The sequence below is a fragment of the Bacteroides sp. ET489 genome, from assembly GCF_030518095.1.
In the GTDB taxonomy this organism is placed as follows: Bacteria; Bacteroidota; Bacteroidia; order Bacteroidales; family Bacteroidaceae; genus Bacteroides; species Bacteroides ndongoniae.
This window is the reverse complement of record NZ_JAULLJ010000052.1, coordinates 1-16,102: the sequence shown is the minus strand read 5'-3', so window position 1 is coordinate 16,102 and position 16,102 is coordinate 1. Positions and strand designations below refer to the sequence as shown.

Genomic DNA, 16,102 nt, shown 5'->3' with positions numbered 1-16,102 from the left:
ATACAAACTTCTTTTCATGATCTCTGCTATTTTAGTCAATCTATGTTCTTTTTATCCATTAGTCCAGACAGTCACGCAAGCAAAACCAGAACAAGAATACGGCTCTACCTCATCCAATATTACTGTCTTCCAATATAAAAACAAAGATAAAAGAAAAATCCTCTTGCCGTACCCGAGAAAGGGATCCGGCAAGAGGATTTATAATAATTATTTGTATAACTACAGCTTACTTCAGTGCAGCCAATGCTTCCTTAATGCGGCGAATAGCCTCAACAATGTTTTCATCGCTAGTAGCATAGCTCATACGGATGCAATCGGGCGCACCGAAAGAAGTTCCGCCTACACAAGCCACGTGACCTACTTCGAGCAGGTACATAGCCAAATCATCGGAAGTATTGATTTTACGGTCACCAGCCGACTTTCCGAAGAACGAACTACATTTTGGGAAGAGGTAGAAAGCACCTTCGGGAACATTCACTTCGAAGCCCGGTACTTCCTTAGCCAGCTTCACAATAAGATCGCGACGGCGTTGGAAAGCCTGACGCATCTCTTCTACCGGAGCTTGCGTACCTGTGTAAGCTGCTTCGGCTGCTTTCTGCGATACAGAGCAAGGACCTGAAGTATACTGTCCCTGCAACTTGTTCACGCCTTTTACAATCCATTCGGGACCGGCAATGAAACCGATACGCCAGCCTGTCATAGCGTATGCTTTTGATACACCGTTGACGATAACCGTACGGTCTTTCATCGACGGAATCTGGGCAATGCTGTGATGACGGCCAATATAGTTGATATGTTCATAAATCTCGTCGGCAATAACGATTACCTGCGGGTGCTTTTCGAGCACAGCAGCCAGTCCGGCCAATTCCTCGGCACTGTAGACCGAACCCGTCGGATTGGACGGAGAGCAAAGAATCAATGCTTTAGTCTTTGGTGTAATGGCAGCCTCCAGCTGAGCAGGAGTCATTTTAAAATCCTGTTCGATACCAGCCGTTACAATAACAGGTGTACCCTCGGCCAGTTTCACCATCTCCGGATAGCTAACCCAGTAAGGAGCAGGAACAATGACTTCATCACCCGGATTGACAAGTGCCAAAACAGTGTTGCACACCGATTGCTTAGCACCATTGGCACACGAAATCTGGGCAGCGGTATAGTCCAGACCGTTTTCGTTTTTCAGTTTGGCCACGATAGCATTGCGCAAGGCTGGATAGCCGGCTACGGGAGAATAACGGGAATAGTTCTCGTCGATTGCCTGTTTAGCAGCCTCTTTAATGTGGTCGGGAGTATTGAAGTCAGGTTCACCGACACTCAGGTTAATCACATCCACGCCCTGCGCCTTCAGTTCGGCACTTTTCTGAGACATGGCCAATGTCGCCGACGGCGACAGACTGTTCAAACGGTCAGATAATTGATTCATCTTATTTCTATATTTAGAAGGTTGTTATATTCCGATTGCAAAATAACAGATTTTTCCCGACACGGAAAAACAAATAGTCAAATTACTTATTGAAGTGTAGCGTATGCCCCATGCGCTCTTTCTTCGTACGCAGGTAGCGCTCGTTGTAAGGATTGGGAGTTGTTTCGATAGGAACATTCTCGGTAATCTCCAGTCCGTAAGCTTCAAGTCCTACACGCTTCACAGGATTGTTGGTCATCAGACGCATTTTGTGTACGCCCAGCTCACGAAGAATCTGAGCACCCACACCATAGTCGCGTTCATCGGCCAAATGCCCCAGACAGATGTTGGCATCCACCGTGTCCATACCGTCTTCCTGCAACTTATAGGCTTTCATTTTCTCCATCAATCCGATGCCACGGCCTTCCTGATTCAGATAAACGACCACTCCCTTGCCTGCCTTTTCAATCATTTCCATCGCTTTGTGAAGCTGCTCGCCACAGTCGCAACGCTTGGAAGCAAAAATATCACCCGTAGCACACGAAGAGTGTACACGTACCAGAATCGGCTCGTCCGGTTCCCACTCGCCCTTGAACAAGGCCACGTGCTCCAGCCCGTTGGATTTCTGACGGAAAGCGATCAGGCGGAAATCACCATGCTGGGTAGGCATGTGCACCTCTACCCCCTTCTCGACAATGGATTCTTGCTTCAGACGGTAAGCAATCATATCACGGATAGAGATGAGCTTCAGTCCATATTCATCGGCCATTTTACGCAACTCAGGCAAACGGGCCATGGTTCCGTCATCGTTCATTATCTCCATCAGCGCACCAGCCGGATAGAGTCCTGCCAGACGGCACATATCAACGGTAGCCTCGGTATGTCCGGCACGGCGAAGTACACCTTTTTCCTGAGCATAAAGCGGATTAATATGACCGGGACGACCGAAAGTAGCAGGAGTCGACGCCGGATCGGCCAACGCCTGAATGGTAGCAGCACGGTCGGCAGCCGATACACCGGTTGAACAGCCTTCCAGTTTATCGATAGTCACCGTAAAAGGAGTTCCCAGTACGGAAGTATTGTCAAGCACCTGATGTGGCAAGTCCAATTCCTTGCAACGCGACACGGTAATCGGAGCACACAGCACACCACGCGCATGTTTCAACATGAAGTTTACCTTCTCGGGGGTAATCTTTTCGGCAGCGATAATAAGGTCGCCCTCGTTTTCACGATCTTCATCGTCTACTACGATGACAAAGTTACCAGCCTTGAATTCTTCAATGGCTTCTTCTATGGTATTCAGTTTTACATTTTCCATATCGTTATTATTTATTTATCCCTGAGATTCTTTATGATATATATCACATCTTCGTTTGTCTTTATGACACGTTCCATATCCTTACTCAACCGTATGCGGAACGCCCAAATACGGAAATAGAAAAACAGTCCTACCGGGAACACGACTCCGCAGGCCAGGTTCAGCCAATAATTATGGAATGGACGTACATGAGCATGAACAGGTATCACCGGATAATTGTTCAAAGCTGTCAGCAACGACATGGCACGCGTGTTCGACATTTCGTCAATCAGCGCCTCCATACGTTCGTTGATCTTCTCTACTTCCTCGTCCACCTTATCGTTCATCCACAGTCTGAAATAATTTGGAGCATGCTTCAGATCATTTCTTGCCACATAGTCGCGACAATCGTCCGAAAGCTGCTGCAAGTCACCGGGGATTCTGTCATAATCGGGGTCGTGAATGATGACTTCCTTACGGAACATGTGCCGCACACTGCGGATACCGATAATCTTCTTAAACCAATTAATATAGGCATCAGCGTTCAGCACTACAGAGTCGTTGTTAGATTTGTAAGTAAGGAAAGCTCCTAACGGTGCCAGAATAGCTGTACTGGTCCACATACCCATCCAGACAATCCACTTGCCGTCGCGCGCCATCTTGTAGCCCGTATTATTAATGATATAATAGATAATGAATATCAGCACCGACACTACCACCGGCATACCCAAACCGCCTTTGCGGATGATACCGCCCAAGGGAGCACCGATGAAGAAGAATATCAGGCAGGCCAACGAAAGGGTAAACTTTTCGTGCCAAGCAGTCATATGCTTTCGAAGGGAAGACTCAGTCTGTTGTATATTAAAACCTTTGAAGCTCCAGTCGCTTGCTGCCGACTCGGCACGACTCACGGCCGATGAAATGATCTTCTGTTTCTCCATCAGCGTTGCCGCATCAAACAGACTGTCTACATTGAAACTGGAAAGTACGGCTTTCTCAATCTTGGTCGTATCAGACTTTGTCAGATGGGGTACAGGCCGGTAAGTAGCTTCCATCGCTTCGTTATAATAAGCCCGCCCCACACTGTCGTTCAGCACCTTCATCGAATCAATGTCCGCCTCCAACGTTGCCATATTTTTACTGCTCGACTGCCCGCTCATAAAGCCTTCGTCGGCCATGTTGAAGTCAGAGTCGAACTCTATGATGGCATGTTTCTCACGGAAAGCTTCCCGCTGATAGGGCACGTTCTTCTGGTTCATGCTCTGCGACTTCAGATTCTCGAACTGCTCACCGCTGAACAGATGCAAATATAAGTGCTGTTTATCTGCTGTCATCTCCAGGCGTCCGGAGTCGGCTTTGATGATCTGTGCGTTCTCGAATCCTTTCTCGAAATTATATATCAGTACGTCGTACAGCATACCGGTCTTACGGTCTTTGTGCTTCACATACAGGTTGTAACCCTCTATCTCGTCGTAGAACACGCCTTCGGGAATGTCCAACTCGGGCGATTTCTGTTTCATGGAAAGAAGTAACGTCCACAGTTTGGTCTGTGCCTTAGGCCCCACAACGTTCTGAAAATAAAAGGATACACAACAAATCAGCGAAATGAATACAATCAGCGGACGCATGATTTTGATCAGAGAAATACCTGCCGCCTTCATAGCCAGCAACTCGAACCTCTCACCAAAATTTCCGAACGTGATCAGGGCAGCCAACAAAATGGCCAAAGGAAGCGACACCGGTACCAACGTCAGTGCCGAATAGAAAAAGAATTGAGCCAAGACTGAAATTTCCAGTCCCTTTCCTACCATTTCGTCTACATACCTCCACAGGAACTGCATCATGAAGATGAAAAGGCAGATAAAGAAAGTGCCTACAAACAGCAGGCAAAAACTCTTCAATATAAATATATCTAACTTTTTTATGCGCAGCATCTTATTCGTATCATGCATTGAAGACACAAAAGTAGCACAAAAAAAGGAGTACGGAAAATTTTTAATCGAAAGTTAACTAAAAACCACACGTTCTCCGTAATGTCTCCACCTGCGACTCCCACAACTCACGTACGTCATCCACCTCGTTGGCGGCAGCAAAGTCAGTAATTTCGAGTACAAAGTCATTGGTCAGTTCGCTATTTGTCATCTTTAGTTCAAAATACTCGCGAGGGATTTCATTGTCCAACCAACGGAAACGGATAAATGAATAAGCACGTACAGCCACAATCTCGGCGGTCCGCTTTTCCGTTTTACCCCAAAAGAAGTCTACAATCTTATCATCCGACTGCACTCTGTCTGCAAACCAGACTTCCAAGCCGGTAGGAGTACTGATGGCAGACCAAAGGATGCTTTTAGAAGTCGCGTTCAAAAGGTATTCCAAGTGTATTTTCTTTCTTTCCATAGTCATTATTCAGCTTTCTTTTGCGTTGCCAAGATAAATACTTTTTTCTAATTAGAAAAAGGAATCTATGCTTTTTGTTCCCACAGAAGAGCATATTTCACCACAACAAACTGATAATCAATACAAAATAAAGACATAAAAAAAGATGTTTCACATGCTTCATTGAAGTTTCAGAGAAAAAATGCACAAAAAAGACACGAAAAGTTTTGGTAGTTCAAATAAATGCTCTATCTTTGCACCCGCAATCGAGAAATGATGGCGGGATAGCTCAGCTGGTTAGAGCGCATGATTCATAATCATGAGGTCCCCGGTTCAATCCCGGGTCCCGCTACTCTGATAAGATAAGACTGTTGAGAGGCTTCCACTCTTGGCGGTCTTTTTTGTTTTATGCGCCTGTGAAAGGTGCACGAAACGTGAAGTTTCACCATACTCCATTACCTATCAGCGAATTAACTCACAAGTGAAAGCGTGAAAGGAATAAGCAGAATTCCTTTCAACAATAGCAAATAAAGCAAAAATCAGCTCCAACAATATCTGATTTCACCATAAAAACATAGCGTCCGAGCCACACTTGTGTGGCTCATAAGCCGCGCAAGTGTTTCTCGCGAGCCGTACAAGTGTCGCTCATGAGCCGTGCAAGTGTCTATTAAGGCTATATGAAGTGTCGAAGAAAAGCAATGCAAATTCATATTTTATCATTACCTTTGTAACAGGCAAACCTATTCCAGACACTCATTCTTCCAAACGTTTTCGAATGAAGCCTGAGCAAACCTATTTAAAGACACTAAAAAGAATAATCACCATGCAACCCTTTGACTATAGACCTGACGATAACCGGTATAATAACGGAATGAAGTATCGCCGTTGCGGACGCAGTGGCATCCTGTTACCCGAAATCTCACTGGGACTGTGGCATAACTTTGGCGATGTGGACACATTCGCCAATTCACAAGCCATGGCCCACTACGCCTTCGACCGAGGCATCACTCACTTCGACCTTGCCAACAATTACGGCCCCTCCGCTGGCTCGGCTGAAGAAACTTTCGGCACAATCATGAAGAAATCTTTCATGCCCTACCGCGACGAACTGTTCATATCAACCAAGGCCGGGCATGAAATGTGGCCTGGCCCCTATGGCGACTGGGGGTCGCGCAAATCGCTGATGAGCAGCTTAAACCAAAGCCTTAAAAGAATGAATCTGGACTACGTGGACATATTCTACTCCCACCGCTACGACCCCAACACACCGCTCGAAGAAACCTTGCAAACCCTTGTCGACATTGTTCGTCAGGGAAAAGCGCTCTATGTAGGCATCTCCAAATATCCCGCCGAAAAGGCAGCCTTCGCCTACCAATATCTGGCAGAGAGAGACGTACACTGCCTACTCTATCAAGGAAGATACAGCCTCTTCAGTCGCGAACCCGAAAAAACAGGCATCCTGAAACAGGCACAAGAGAACGGTAGCGGCTTTATCGCTTTCTCACCGCTAGCCCAAGGCCTGCTGACTAACCGCTATCTGAACGGTATTCCGGAAGATTCACGCATGGCACGGGGTGGATTCCTGAAAAAAGAAGCTCTAACAGAAGAAACTCTGAACAGAATCAAAGCCTTGAACGCACTGGCCTTGCAACGCGGACAAACGCTGGCCGAAATGTCGCTGGCATGGTTGCTGAAAGACGAATTGGTAACTTCGGTCATCATCGGAGCCAGCTCTGTAGGCCAACTGGCAGACAATCTGAAAGCTCTCGACAACACTTCTTTCACCCAGGAAGAACTAAGTCTGATCGAAAACATTCTTGCATGATTGGAACAGACATGTACGAAGCCTATTAAACTGGACAACCCACCGCTCACTCTTTTATCAGTGAACGGTAGATTGCATCCTGTATGCGAGTACGGATATCAAGCTTCATCAGCTTCGTATTCCATACATCCGGATAAATACGGTTACTGAGGAAAACATACACCAGACGGTTATCCGGATCGACCCAGGCACACGTGCCGGTGAACCCTGTATGGCCATAAACCGAAGCCGGAGCCAACTTACCGCAAGGACTCTTTTCCGGATGCCGACTATCTGGCTTGTCAAAGCCTAGCCCACGGCGACTTATTTTGGAAACGCTAGTCGTAAAGAAACGACATGTCTCCCTGCTCAGATAACGTTTTCCGTCCAACTCTCCACCGTTCAGCAGCATCTGATAAATCTTTGCCACCTCACCGGCATTCGAAAACAGTCCGGCATTGCCCGATACTCCTCCCTGAAAAGCAGCCGACTCATCATGCACATATCCGCGAAGAACCGTTTTCCGCAGAAACGGATCGGAAGAAGAAGGCACAATTTCTTCTTTCGGCAGCCGTTGAAGCGGTAAATAAGCTGTATGCGTCAATCCCATAGGAGCATAAAACACTTTCTCCAGATATGCATCCAACGGCAGGCCAGACAAAGTTTCGACTACTTGCTGAAGTACGATAAAACCTACACAACTGTAGCGATAGCGCTTATCCCTCAAAGGCGCATCCGCAATCTTCTTCAAATAAATCTGCTTGAACGACTTGTCAAGCCAAAGACTGTCGGACACCTGCCAGACATGAGACGACGTACGTACTTTCGAGACAAGCCCTTTCTTGAAACGGAAATTCGAATTGGCCCATGTGCTGGCTCCTATCCGTACCGAATGCAGCTTATCCAGCTTCTGTTTGTAAAGTCCGCCCCGATAGCTATCCTTATCAATAGCTTCTCCGTAGAACAGCAAGGTAGAAGGAAGTCCCGATTCGTGCAACAGCAGTTCGCGAATGGTAATGTTTCGCTTGTCGGTATTCTTCAGAAAAGGCAAAATGTCTCCTATCCGATCAGTCAGATTCAATTTACCTTCATCGTAGAGCTTCATCACAGCCAGCAGGGTAGCCGTTGTTTTGGTCAGCGAGGCAATGTCGTACACATCGGTCGGCTTCACTGGAATTTCTGCAGTTCCGTTCCGGTTCATCCGTCCGTGTGTTCCAAACGCCTTGTTGTACATTTCCTTACCATCCTTCCACACCACAATCTGGCAACCCGGATAAGCACCTCTACGGATTCCTTCCTGGGCAATCGAGTCGATACACGCCAATTTTTGCGAGTTCATGCCATGTTCTTCTGGAATGAAATGAGGCACCGTCCGTGGCCCAACATCTGTCCCGGCTCCTGCTGCAAACAGACTGCCGATACTTGCCGACAACCTGCCATTGGCACAAGCCTTTCCGTATAATATCTTTGCCACCTGACATTGCACATCGTCTTCCGACGAATGAGCAAGCACTACCGCACCGGCCTTTGCCATACATTTTTCTATTGGAACAAGTTCCTTTCCAGAAACAAATGCCACAAAAGTAACCGGCACACTGGGCGCAAAATTATCAAAGAAAGACTTATAGGCTGACAGCTTTCGTACGGTAATGCCTACCACGATACGCTTGTAGTTCGCCAACGAATCCATCAGTTGTTTCCGGTTTTCCTCCGTCATATCCTGTGTCAGACAGAACTCCTTCGGTTGAGTATAAACCGATAGTCCCTTCAAGAAAGGCTTCAATCTATTTGGTTCGCCAACATTCAGCACCGCAACCTTTTTTACTACCGGATCAAGAGGCAACAGTCCCGAATCATTGCCCAGTACTGTTATAGATGCCAGATTGAGACGTCGTATCAGGTCACGCGTATGCGGTCGGTCAATCCGATTGGTCAGTCCAGACAAGCGGATATGAGGTTTCTTGTTCAAGCCCAAAGCATATTTATAAGTCAACACCTTCCGGCATTTGGCATCAATCTCTTCACGCGACAGTTCGCCATGCTTCACAGCTGCATGCACAGCGGCCACTTCCTCTTTGATACGGCGCGGCACCAGCAACAAGTCATTACCAGCCTTCAACGCCTGAAGACAAAGCGTTGCACTCTCGCCTACCCCCTTCATGGCAAGTGCATCCGTAAAAACAAGTCCCTGAAACTTCAGTTCTCTCGTCAACAAGTCGTACACCACATTACGCGACAACGACGAAGGCAATCCGTTACGAACCTCGAAAACAGGTACTTCCAGATGCCCCACCATAATGCCGCTTACACCGGCACGGATAGCCTTCTTAAAAGGATACAGTTCCACACTGTCCAGACGCTCACGGCTGAAAGGCAATAAAGGAAGTTCCTTATGCGAATCGGTATCAGTATCACCGTGCCCGGGGAAGTGTTTGCTGACAGACAATACTCCACCCGATTCAAGTCCAGTGGCATAAGCAATCACTTTACTTGCTACGTTTACCGGACTTTCGCCAAAAGAGCGAGTATTGATAACCGGATTCTCCGGATTGATGTTAACGTCGGCTACCGGTGCAAAATTGACCTGCACTCCAAGTTCGCGACACTGACGGGCCACTTCACGGCCATATTCATAAATCAGGCTGTCGTCCTGAATACATCCCAGCACCATATTCCTCGGAAACGAAGGAGTACCACGCAAGCGCATTGCCAGCCCCCATTCCCCATCAAAAGTCATCAACAGTGGAACCTCGGCCATCCGCTGTGCTTCATTAGTCAGTGTCACCTGATTCTGTAACTGTCCGCCCGAAAAGAGCAGACCGCCAACCTTATAGTCCTTTACGACCTTACGCAAGAGTTCCCTGTTCTTCTTCGTAGGCTGCGGTGCGATGGTATAAATAAACAATTGCCCGATACGTTCTTCCAAAGTCAGCTCTTCCATCACCGAATCCACCCACTGCCTGCAACGCACATCATCCGCAAAAGGGCGTATCATCAACGGTTCCACCGGTGCAGTCGGTTCGGGTGGAACAAGAGACAAGCTCCTATCGGAAGCCACATGTCCACAACAAACCATAAAGACTAAAAGGAAGAATAGCAATCGTTTCATCATAATCCACAAGATATTTTTATCTATTTCTTCAAACTCTGATAAATCAGCTCCTGAATATTTTCACGGATATCCAAATCGCCCAGTTTCGTATTCCAAGCATTCGGACAAAGACTGTTACTAAGGAATACATATACCAACCCGTTCTCCGGATCGGCCCAAGCGCATGTTCCGGTAGAACCTGTATGTCCATAAACCGTTGCCGGCGTAGACAGCGAACAAGGACTGCGCAATGCAACCGAAGCGTCAGGACGGTCAAAGCCCAAACCACGACGACTGTACTTCGACGTCTCGGTAGTAAACAGACGACAAGTTTGTTCGTTCAAGAAGCGCTTTCCGTTCCATTCTCCACCATTCAACAGCATTTGGAAAACAATAGCCACCTCACCGGCTGTCGAAAACAATCCGGCATTGCCCGACACACCACCCATACAGGCTGCTGTCTTATCATAAACGTATCCGCACAAATCCTGCCGGCATAAGAAATCATTGAAGGCAGTCGGCATTACTTCCGACTTATCATAACGCGACAATGGCAAATACATTGTACGCTGCAACCCCATCGGAGCATAAAACTCTTTTGCCACATACAGATTCAGCGGCAATTGTGTTATTGATTCCACCACCTGTTGCAACAGGATTCCAGCCAGACTACTGTACACCGAACGCCTGCCTATCAGATCACTTTTGGCAATCATTTGCAACATAGTATTCTTAAAACTTTTGTTCAGCCACAGTCCATCAGCCACCTGCAATGTATGTGAAGACGTCCGCGAAGACGATATCAACCCCTTCTTAAACTTAAAATCTGTACAAAAATAGCTGTGCTCGCTGACCCGTGTCCGATGCCACTGGTCTGCCCAACTTTGGGCATATGGTCCGTGTACAGAACGCGGATCGATCGTTTCAATGTAGAAACGTAAATGAGGTGCCAATCCGGCTTCGTGAAACAACAGGTCACGAATCGTAATGTTGCGTTTATTACTGCCGCGCAAAAAAGGAAGATAAGAAGATACTTTAGCATCCAGTTTCAATCGTCCTTCCTCATACAACTTCATCACCGCCAACACAGTAGACATAGGCATAGTCAATGCACCCAAATCGAACATATCAGTCTGCCGAACCGAAGTCGTGTCCTGCAAAGAATGCGTTCCGAAACCTCTGTCATAAATAGTCTGGCCATTTTTCCAGACCAGAATCCGGCACCCTGGGTATACACCTTTTTTCAGCCCGTCTATGGCCACCTTATCTATCTGCTGCAAAACGTACGACTTCATTCCGATATCTTCGGGTAACATCCGTACCGGTTTCATTCCCGTTGCAATACTGCATCCTGCTCCCACCGGAAAAGACCGGCCTATATTGACAAACAGACGCCCCGTTGCCGAATCCTTCGCAAACAAAACATCGGCTACATACTGCTGCAAATCAGATTCTTGAGAATGAGCCAACACTAACGCACTGGACCTTGCCAAAGCCTGCTCCAACGCATATGTTGACTGAAAAGGAGCAAAGAACGCATAGACCAACGGAGCTTGTACTTCCAGGCTTTCCAGAAAGTTCTGCACTTCAGGACCCAATATCTGTAAACCCTGTCCTGTGATACTGACAATCATACGACGAAACGGCTGCAACTCTAACCTTACCGATTCACACGCCGCCGCATCAGCATCGGCAGCCAACTGATAACGGACAATTCCAGCACTCTCCTTCAATCTTTCCACAAAAGCCGAGTCTTTTCCTGCTTCGCCAATACTAAGCACCACAATATCTCCTTCAACCGGCGCCAAAGGTAAAACTCCAAAATAGTTGCTGACCACCGTCACCGCAGCCCGACGCAAATCGGCAGCCAAAGCCTGTGCCGATTCAGTATTAATACGATAACTGATGCCACTGACCTGCAATTTCGGCTGCCGTCCACGTAAACCCAACATATATTTACGTGCCAACACTTTTCGGCAGCGTTCCTCCAACTCATCTTCTGTCAGTTCGCCCGATTGCAATGCTTTCACCAATTCGTGATGTTCGCGCAAAGCATTTCCGTAAGACACAACCATACCTTCCAGAAAACGTTCGCCTTCCAGTTCTGCTGGCAAAATATCACCAAACATCCCCAGTTCATGAAACTCACGTAAGGCTTCAGTACGATACTTCTGCATCAGTATTGTATCTGTCATGCATTGCAAAGCTGCCTCATTAGGGAACACAGGGACTCCCGAAAGACGATCCGACAGGCGTCTTCCCCGTGTCGTAATCAACAAGGGGAGTTCAGATCCGCCCTGTGCCAGATTGGTCAGAATAGCCTGTTCTTCCGGAGTACCTCCATCGAATACCAATCCACCGATTTTGTATTTTCTAACCAACGTACGGACCATCTTTTTATTCTGGCGGCTTGCCTCAGCCGGCAACGTAGCCACCAGTAATTGTCCGATCTTCTCGTTCCGTGTCAACCGGGAAAAAACAGAATCGACCCACTGACTGCAAGCCTCATCTTTTGTTGCGACCTGTGTATATTCCACACTTCGTGCTGACACAGGCAGTACAAAAATTCCCGATAACAATAGAACAGCCTCTAACAAATATATCTGAATCTTCTTTTTCATCATCTACACATCCTCACTCTTTAAGGAAAAAGATTATTCCGCTTGTAGTGTCAACTTCATCTTACCAACATAAACACCGCTCTTGCCAACATGCATAATAGGAACATCTTTTCCGTCAGCATTCTGATAGATCGCAGGATGTTCCATATTGGTATGGGTATGGCCACCCAAAATCACATCAATATTACGTGTCTTGGCTACAAGGTTGTTGTCATATTCTTCCGAGTCAGCAGCTCCCGGCTGAATACCCAAATGCGAAAGACAGATAACCACGTCGCAATGCTCTTTGTTCTTCAACAGATCAGCCATCTCCTGAGCTGTAGCCACAGGATCTTTATAGACCACACCTTCGCACTTGTCAGCCTGAACCAAGCCTTCCAGTTTCGGACTGATGCCGAATACTCCTATTTTCAATCCACTACGTTCGAGAACAACGTAAGGTTTCACAATACCTTCAAGAACAGTACCTGTCATGTCATAATTAGCACAAACAACCGGGAAATTGGCCATACGAAACAAGCGCGCCATATTATCCATGCCAAAATCAAACTCATGATTACCGATGGTCATAGCGTCATACTTCATCAGATTCATAGACTTTATCTCAACTTCCCCTTTAAACAAATTATAATAAGGTGTACCTTGCGAGATATCACCGCAATCGAAAAGCAATACATCAGGATGCTCATTACGGAATTCTTTCACAAATGTAGCCCGACGCACTACTCCACCCATACCGGCAGCCGGATCGGCTGTATGCGGGGGAATAGGTTCAATACGACTATGCGTATCGCTAGTCTGAAGAATAAACAACTCTTTCTGTTGTGCCGAGACAACAACGGCCATACAAACCAACAGCAGGCCGACAATATAAAAACGTTTCATACGACTCATCAAAACTTTAAAGATTGAACAACTGAAAAATCATACTCAGACATCATTTTACGACAATCCGACCTTCCATACGTGATGTAATCACTTTCCCGGCAGCCGTCTGTTTCTCTACATACTGCATAAAAAGGTCACGCAAACGTGCCCCATCGGGACATTCCCGTTTTTCAGCCTGTATCAATGCTGTCATACCATCATTTCCCTCTGCCAGATAATCAATTGTTGCGATCGTATACAGTTTCTCATCCTCTACTGAACAGCCACTTATCGTGCCCTTCAACAACTTTCCATCAGACGTGATTTCCAGATTTATACCACTAACACCTTCTCCACCACGGGCTGCAATATTTTCAAACAGTTGCTTTAAATAGGTCCCCTTTATCGTAAGTACACAAAGCGCGTTTTCGAAAGGCAGTATCTCATAAATCTCAGCACAACTAATAGGTCCTTCTGTCAGCACACTGCGTAAACCACCTATATTGACAAGACCCATATCTGCCGGTTTACCCAAAACCGGTACCGCCGATTCGCGTAACACATCGGCTACTAGATTCGACAAAAGATCTTCCGGACGTTTACGGTCCATCGACACATCTGCCGTACCTACGACCCGATACATAATACTATCCACCGTAGCCTTATAAGGAGCAAGCAACGCCTGCGCATCCGCATCGGAACGAGCATCCCACGAAGAATCAATTGCCACCCTTTCCCCCTCAACCTTTATTACCTCGTAAGCAGAGTGACACGACATTAAAAAGAAGACAGTACCCAGTACCGTCCCTGAAAGAAGATTCAAATAATTCTTTTTCATCTGCATTTGTTTTACTGAAAATCCGCTAAACGGACACATACTTATTTTTTTCTTTATTGCCACAAAGATACTTTTTCTTGACGAACAACAAGTATTGCAAAAGGAAAAATAAACAAGGCAAAAACTTATTTTAAAAAACCGGGACACGCCACCGGAAAAACTGCAGGAAAAGAATACCGCCCTTTCCAAACTTAGAGAAAAGACGCTTCAAACAAAAATAAGCCGAAAACATTTGTGTATCTGACAAATAATTCGTTCCTTTGCACCGCTTTCGCGCAATCGCTGTCAGGACACACCGAGAGAAGCCTGGTATGTTGCGTTGTAACGATCAAACAATTTAATAATAAAAACAATGGATTTAATTAAAATTGCAGAAGAAGCATTTGCTACCGGCAAGCAACACCCGAGCTTCAAGGCAGGTGACACAGTAACAGTAGCATATCGTATCATCGAAGGTAACAAGGAACGTGTACAGCTGTACCGTGGTGTTGTTATCAAGATTTCCGGTCATGGCGAAAAGATGCGTTTCACTGTACGCAAAATGTCAGGTACCGTAGGTGTAGAGCGTATCTTCCCGATTGAATCACCGGCTATCGACAGCATCGAAGTAAACAAAGTGGGTAAAGTACGTCGTGCCAAATTGTATTACTTGCGTGCCCTCACTGGTAAGAAAGCAAGAATCAAAGAAAAAAGAGCTAACGGCTAATCATTTTGAACCGCTATCGAACAAGAGTGTATCCGCAACGATACACTCTTTTTTGTTTCCACACTTATCAGCCACATATCATAACTTAAGCTACACAAGTAAAACCTAGACGCTTTAAGCCTGATTGTCCACAAAAATCTGCGCAATTCAATAAAAAAAGAAAAGAGCATGTTATTTTCCAATAAACACACCCTTCTCTTCGTTCTAATAGTTTCTTATAAATCGAATCTGCTTATTTTACATCTTTCAGTTCCCAACCCAATGCACTGGCACCCAGCACAGCTGCATCTGCATCTTTGAGTTCCGAAATAAGCAATTTCGTTTTTCCTTTATAGATATTAAGTACATTTTCATCAATAGCTTTCTGAACAGGCTTGATGATATAGTCACCAGATTTAGCCAATCCGCCAAACAGTACAATCGCTTCCGGACTGGAGAAAGCAATAAAGTCGGCCAATGCCTCGCCTAAGAGTGTTCCTGTAAACTCGAAAATATCCTGAGCCAGTTTATCACCCTTTACAGCTGCATCGTACACGTCCTTCGAAGTGATATTCTCAGCTGGGATAGAACGAAGCAAACTAGGTTCGGTACGTGCAGTAAGGAACTCGCGTGCCGTACGTGCCACACCCGTAGCCGAACAGTATGTTTCCAGACAGCCACGACGTCCGCATCCACAAACACGGCCATTCTCACGGCGAATAATGGTATGTCCCAACTCACCGGCAAAACCATCGTGGCCATATACCATCTGACCATTGACCACAATTCCACTACCAACGCCTGTACCCAATGTTATCATGATGAAATCTTTCATTCCGCGCGCAGCACCATATGTCATTTCACCGATAGCAGCAGCATTGGCATCATTGGTCAGTGCCGTAGGAATCCCCAAACGTTCTTCGAACATATTAGCCAATGGAATTACACCTTTCCAAGGCAAATTTGGAGCAAATTCAATTGTACCGCTATAATAATTGCCGTTAGGAGCACCAATACCGATACCCTTTATTCTTTCCACACCACCGTTGGCTATAATCAACGGCAACAGATGTTTGCATACTTCGTCCACATAATCGTTGACATCAGCATACGCTCCTGTTTTA

At 46.3% G+C, this 16,102-nt stretch carries 11 protein-coding genes and 1 tRNA gene; 3 read left to right on the top strand and 9 right to left on the bottom strand.

The genetic code is table 11. The features are described from left to right. Window positions 1–226 precede the first annotated feature (226 nt). The 4 genes from Q3C19_RS16825 to Q3C19_RS16810 all read right to left on the bottom strand — a co-directional run bounded on the left by Q3C19_RS16825 (window position 227) and on the right by Q3C19_RS16810 (window position 5,093). Entirely contained in the window at window positions 227–1,420 is a 1,194-nt protein-coding gene (locus Q3C19_RS16825) for a pyridoxal phosphate-dependent aminotransferase (RefSeq protein ID WP_022162842.1), read from the bottom strand. Between the two features lie 82 nt (window positions 1,421–1,502). Continuing rightward, window positions 1,503–2,717, bottom strand: a complete 1,215-nt coding sequence (locus Q3C19_RS16820) for a bifunctional 3,4-dihydroxy-2-butanone-4-phosphate synthase/GTP cyclohydrolase II (RefSeq protein WP_022162843.1) — start codon at window positions 2,715–2,717, stop codon at window positions 1,503–1,505. Window positions 2,718–2,728: 11 nt separating this feature from the next. Next, entirely contained in the window at window positions 2,729–4,630 is a 1,902-nt protein-coding gene (locus Q3C19_RS16815) for an LptF/LptG family permease (protein WP_071148681.1), read from the bottom strand. A 76-nt stretch (window positions 4,631–4,706) separates the two neighbouring features. Then, the gene (locus Q3C19_RS16810) at window positions 4,707–5,093 is read right to left on the bottom strand and encodes an START-like domain-containing protein (RefSeq protein ID WP_277121292.1); all 387 of its coding nucleotides are present in this window, start codon (window positions 5,091–5,093) and stop codon (window positions 4,707–4,709) included. Between the two features lie 257 nt (window positions 5,094–5,350). On the opposite strand from Q3C19_RS16810, the gene Q3C19_RS16805 reads away from it, so the two are divergent. Both Q3C19_RS16805 and Q3C19_RS16800 read left to right on the top strand, forming a co-directional pair. After that, window positions 5,351–5,424 (top strand) — tRNA-Met (locus tag Q3C19_RS16805). A 471-nt stretch (window positions 5,425–5,895) separates the two neighbouring features. Next, window positions 5,896–6,897, top strand: coding sequence for an aldo/keto reductase (locus Q3C19_RS16800; RefSeq protein WP_071148680.1), 1,002 nt, complete (start codon window positions 5,896–5,898; stop codon window positions 6,895–6,897). 46 nt (window positions 6,898–6,943) lie between these two features. On the opposite strand, the gene Q3C19_RS16795 is transcribed toward Q3C19_RS16800, so the two are convergent. From Q3C19_RS16795 to Q3C19_RS16780, 4 genes are all read right to left on the bottom strand, one after another. Further along, the gene (locus Q3C19_RS16795; protein ID WP_302730879.1) at window positions 6,944–9,871 is read right to left on the bottom strand and encodes a glycoside hydrolase family 3 N-terminal domain-containing protein; all 2,928 of its coding nucleotides are present in this window, start codon (window positions 9,869–9,871) and stop codon (window positions 6,944–6,946) included. Window positions 9,872–10,008: 137 nt separating this feature from the next. Next, window positions 10,009–12,588, bottom strand: a complete 2,580-nt coding sequence (locus Q3C19_RS16790; RefSeq protein WP_302730877.1) for a serine hydrolase — start codon at window positions 12,586–12,588, stop codon at window positions 10,009–10,011. A 33-nt stretch (window positions 12,589–12,621) separates the two neighbouring features. Next, the gene (locus tag Q3C19_RS16785; RefSeq protein WP_071148679.1) at window positions 12,622–13,473 is read right to left on the bottom strand and encodes a bifunctional UDP-sugar hydrolase/5'-nucleotidase; all 852 of its coding nucleotides are present in this window, start codon (window positions 13,471–13,473) and stop codon (window positions 12,622–12,624) included. 52 nt (window positions 13,474–13,525) lie between these two features. Then, complete coding sequence (locus tag Q3C19_RS16780; protein WP_071149340.1) at window positions 13,526–14,293, bottom strand: 5'-nucleotidase C-terminal domain-containing protein; 768 nt, start codon at window positions 14,291–14,293, stop codon at window positions 13,526–13,528. Between the two features lie 352 nt (window positions 14,294–14,645). Here Q3C19_RS16780 and rplS point away from each other — a divergent pair, with 352 nt between their 5' ends. After that, complete coding sequence (rplS, locus tag Q3C19_RS16775; protein WP_071148678.1) at window positions 14,646–14,999, top strand: 50S ribosomal protein L19; 354 nt, start codon at window positions 14,646–14,648, stop codon at window positions 14,997–14,999. A 232-nt stretch (window positions 15,000–15,231) separates the two neighbouring features. Here the strand turns inward: rplS and Q3C19_RS16770 are convergent. Beyond that, window positions 15,232–16,102, bottom strand: an 871-nt coding sequence (locus Q3C19_RS16770) for an ROK family protein (protein WP_302730871.1), incomplete at its 5' end; no start/stop codon positions are given.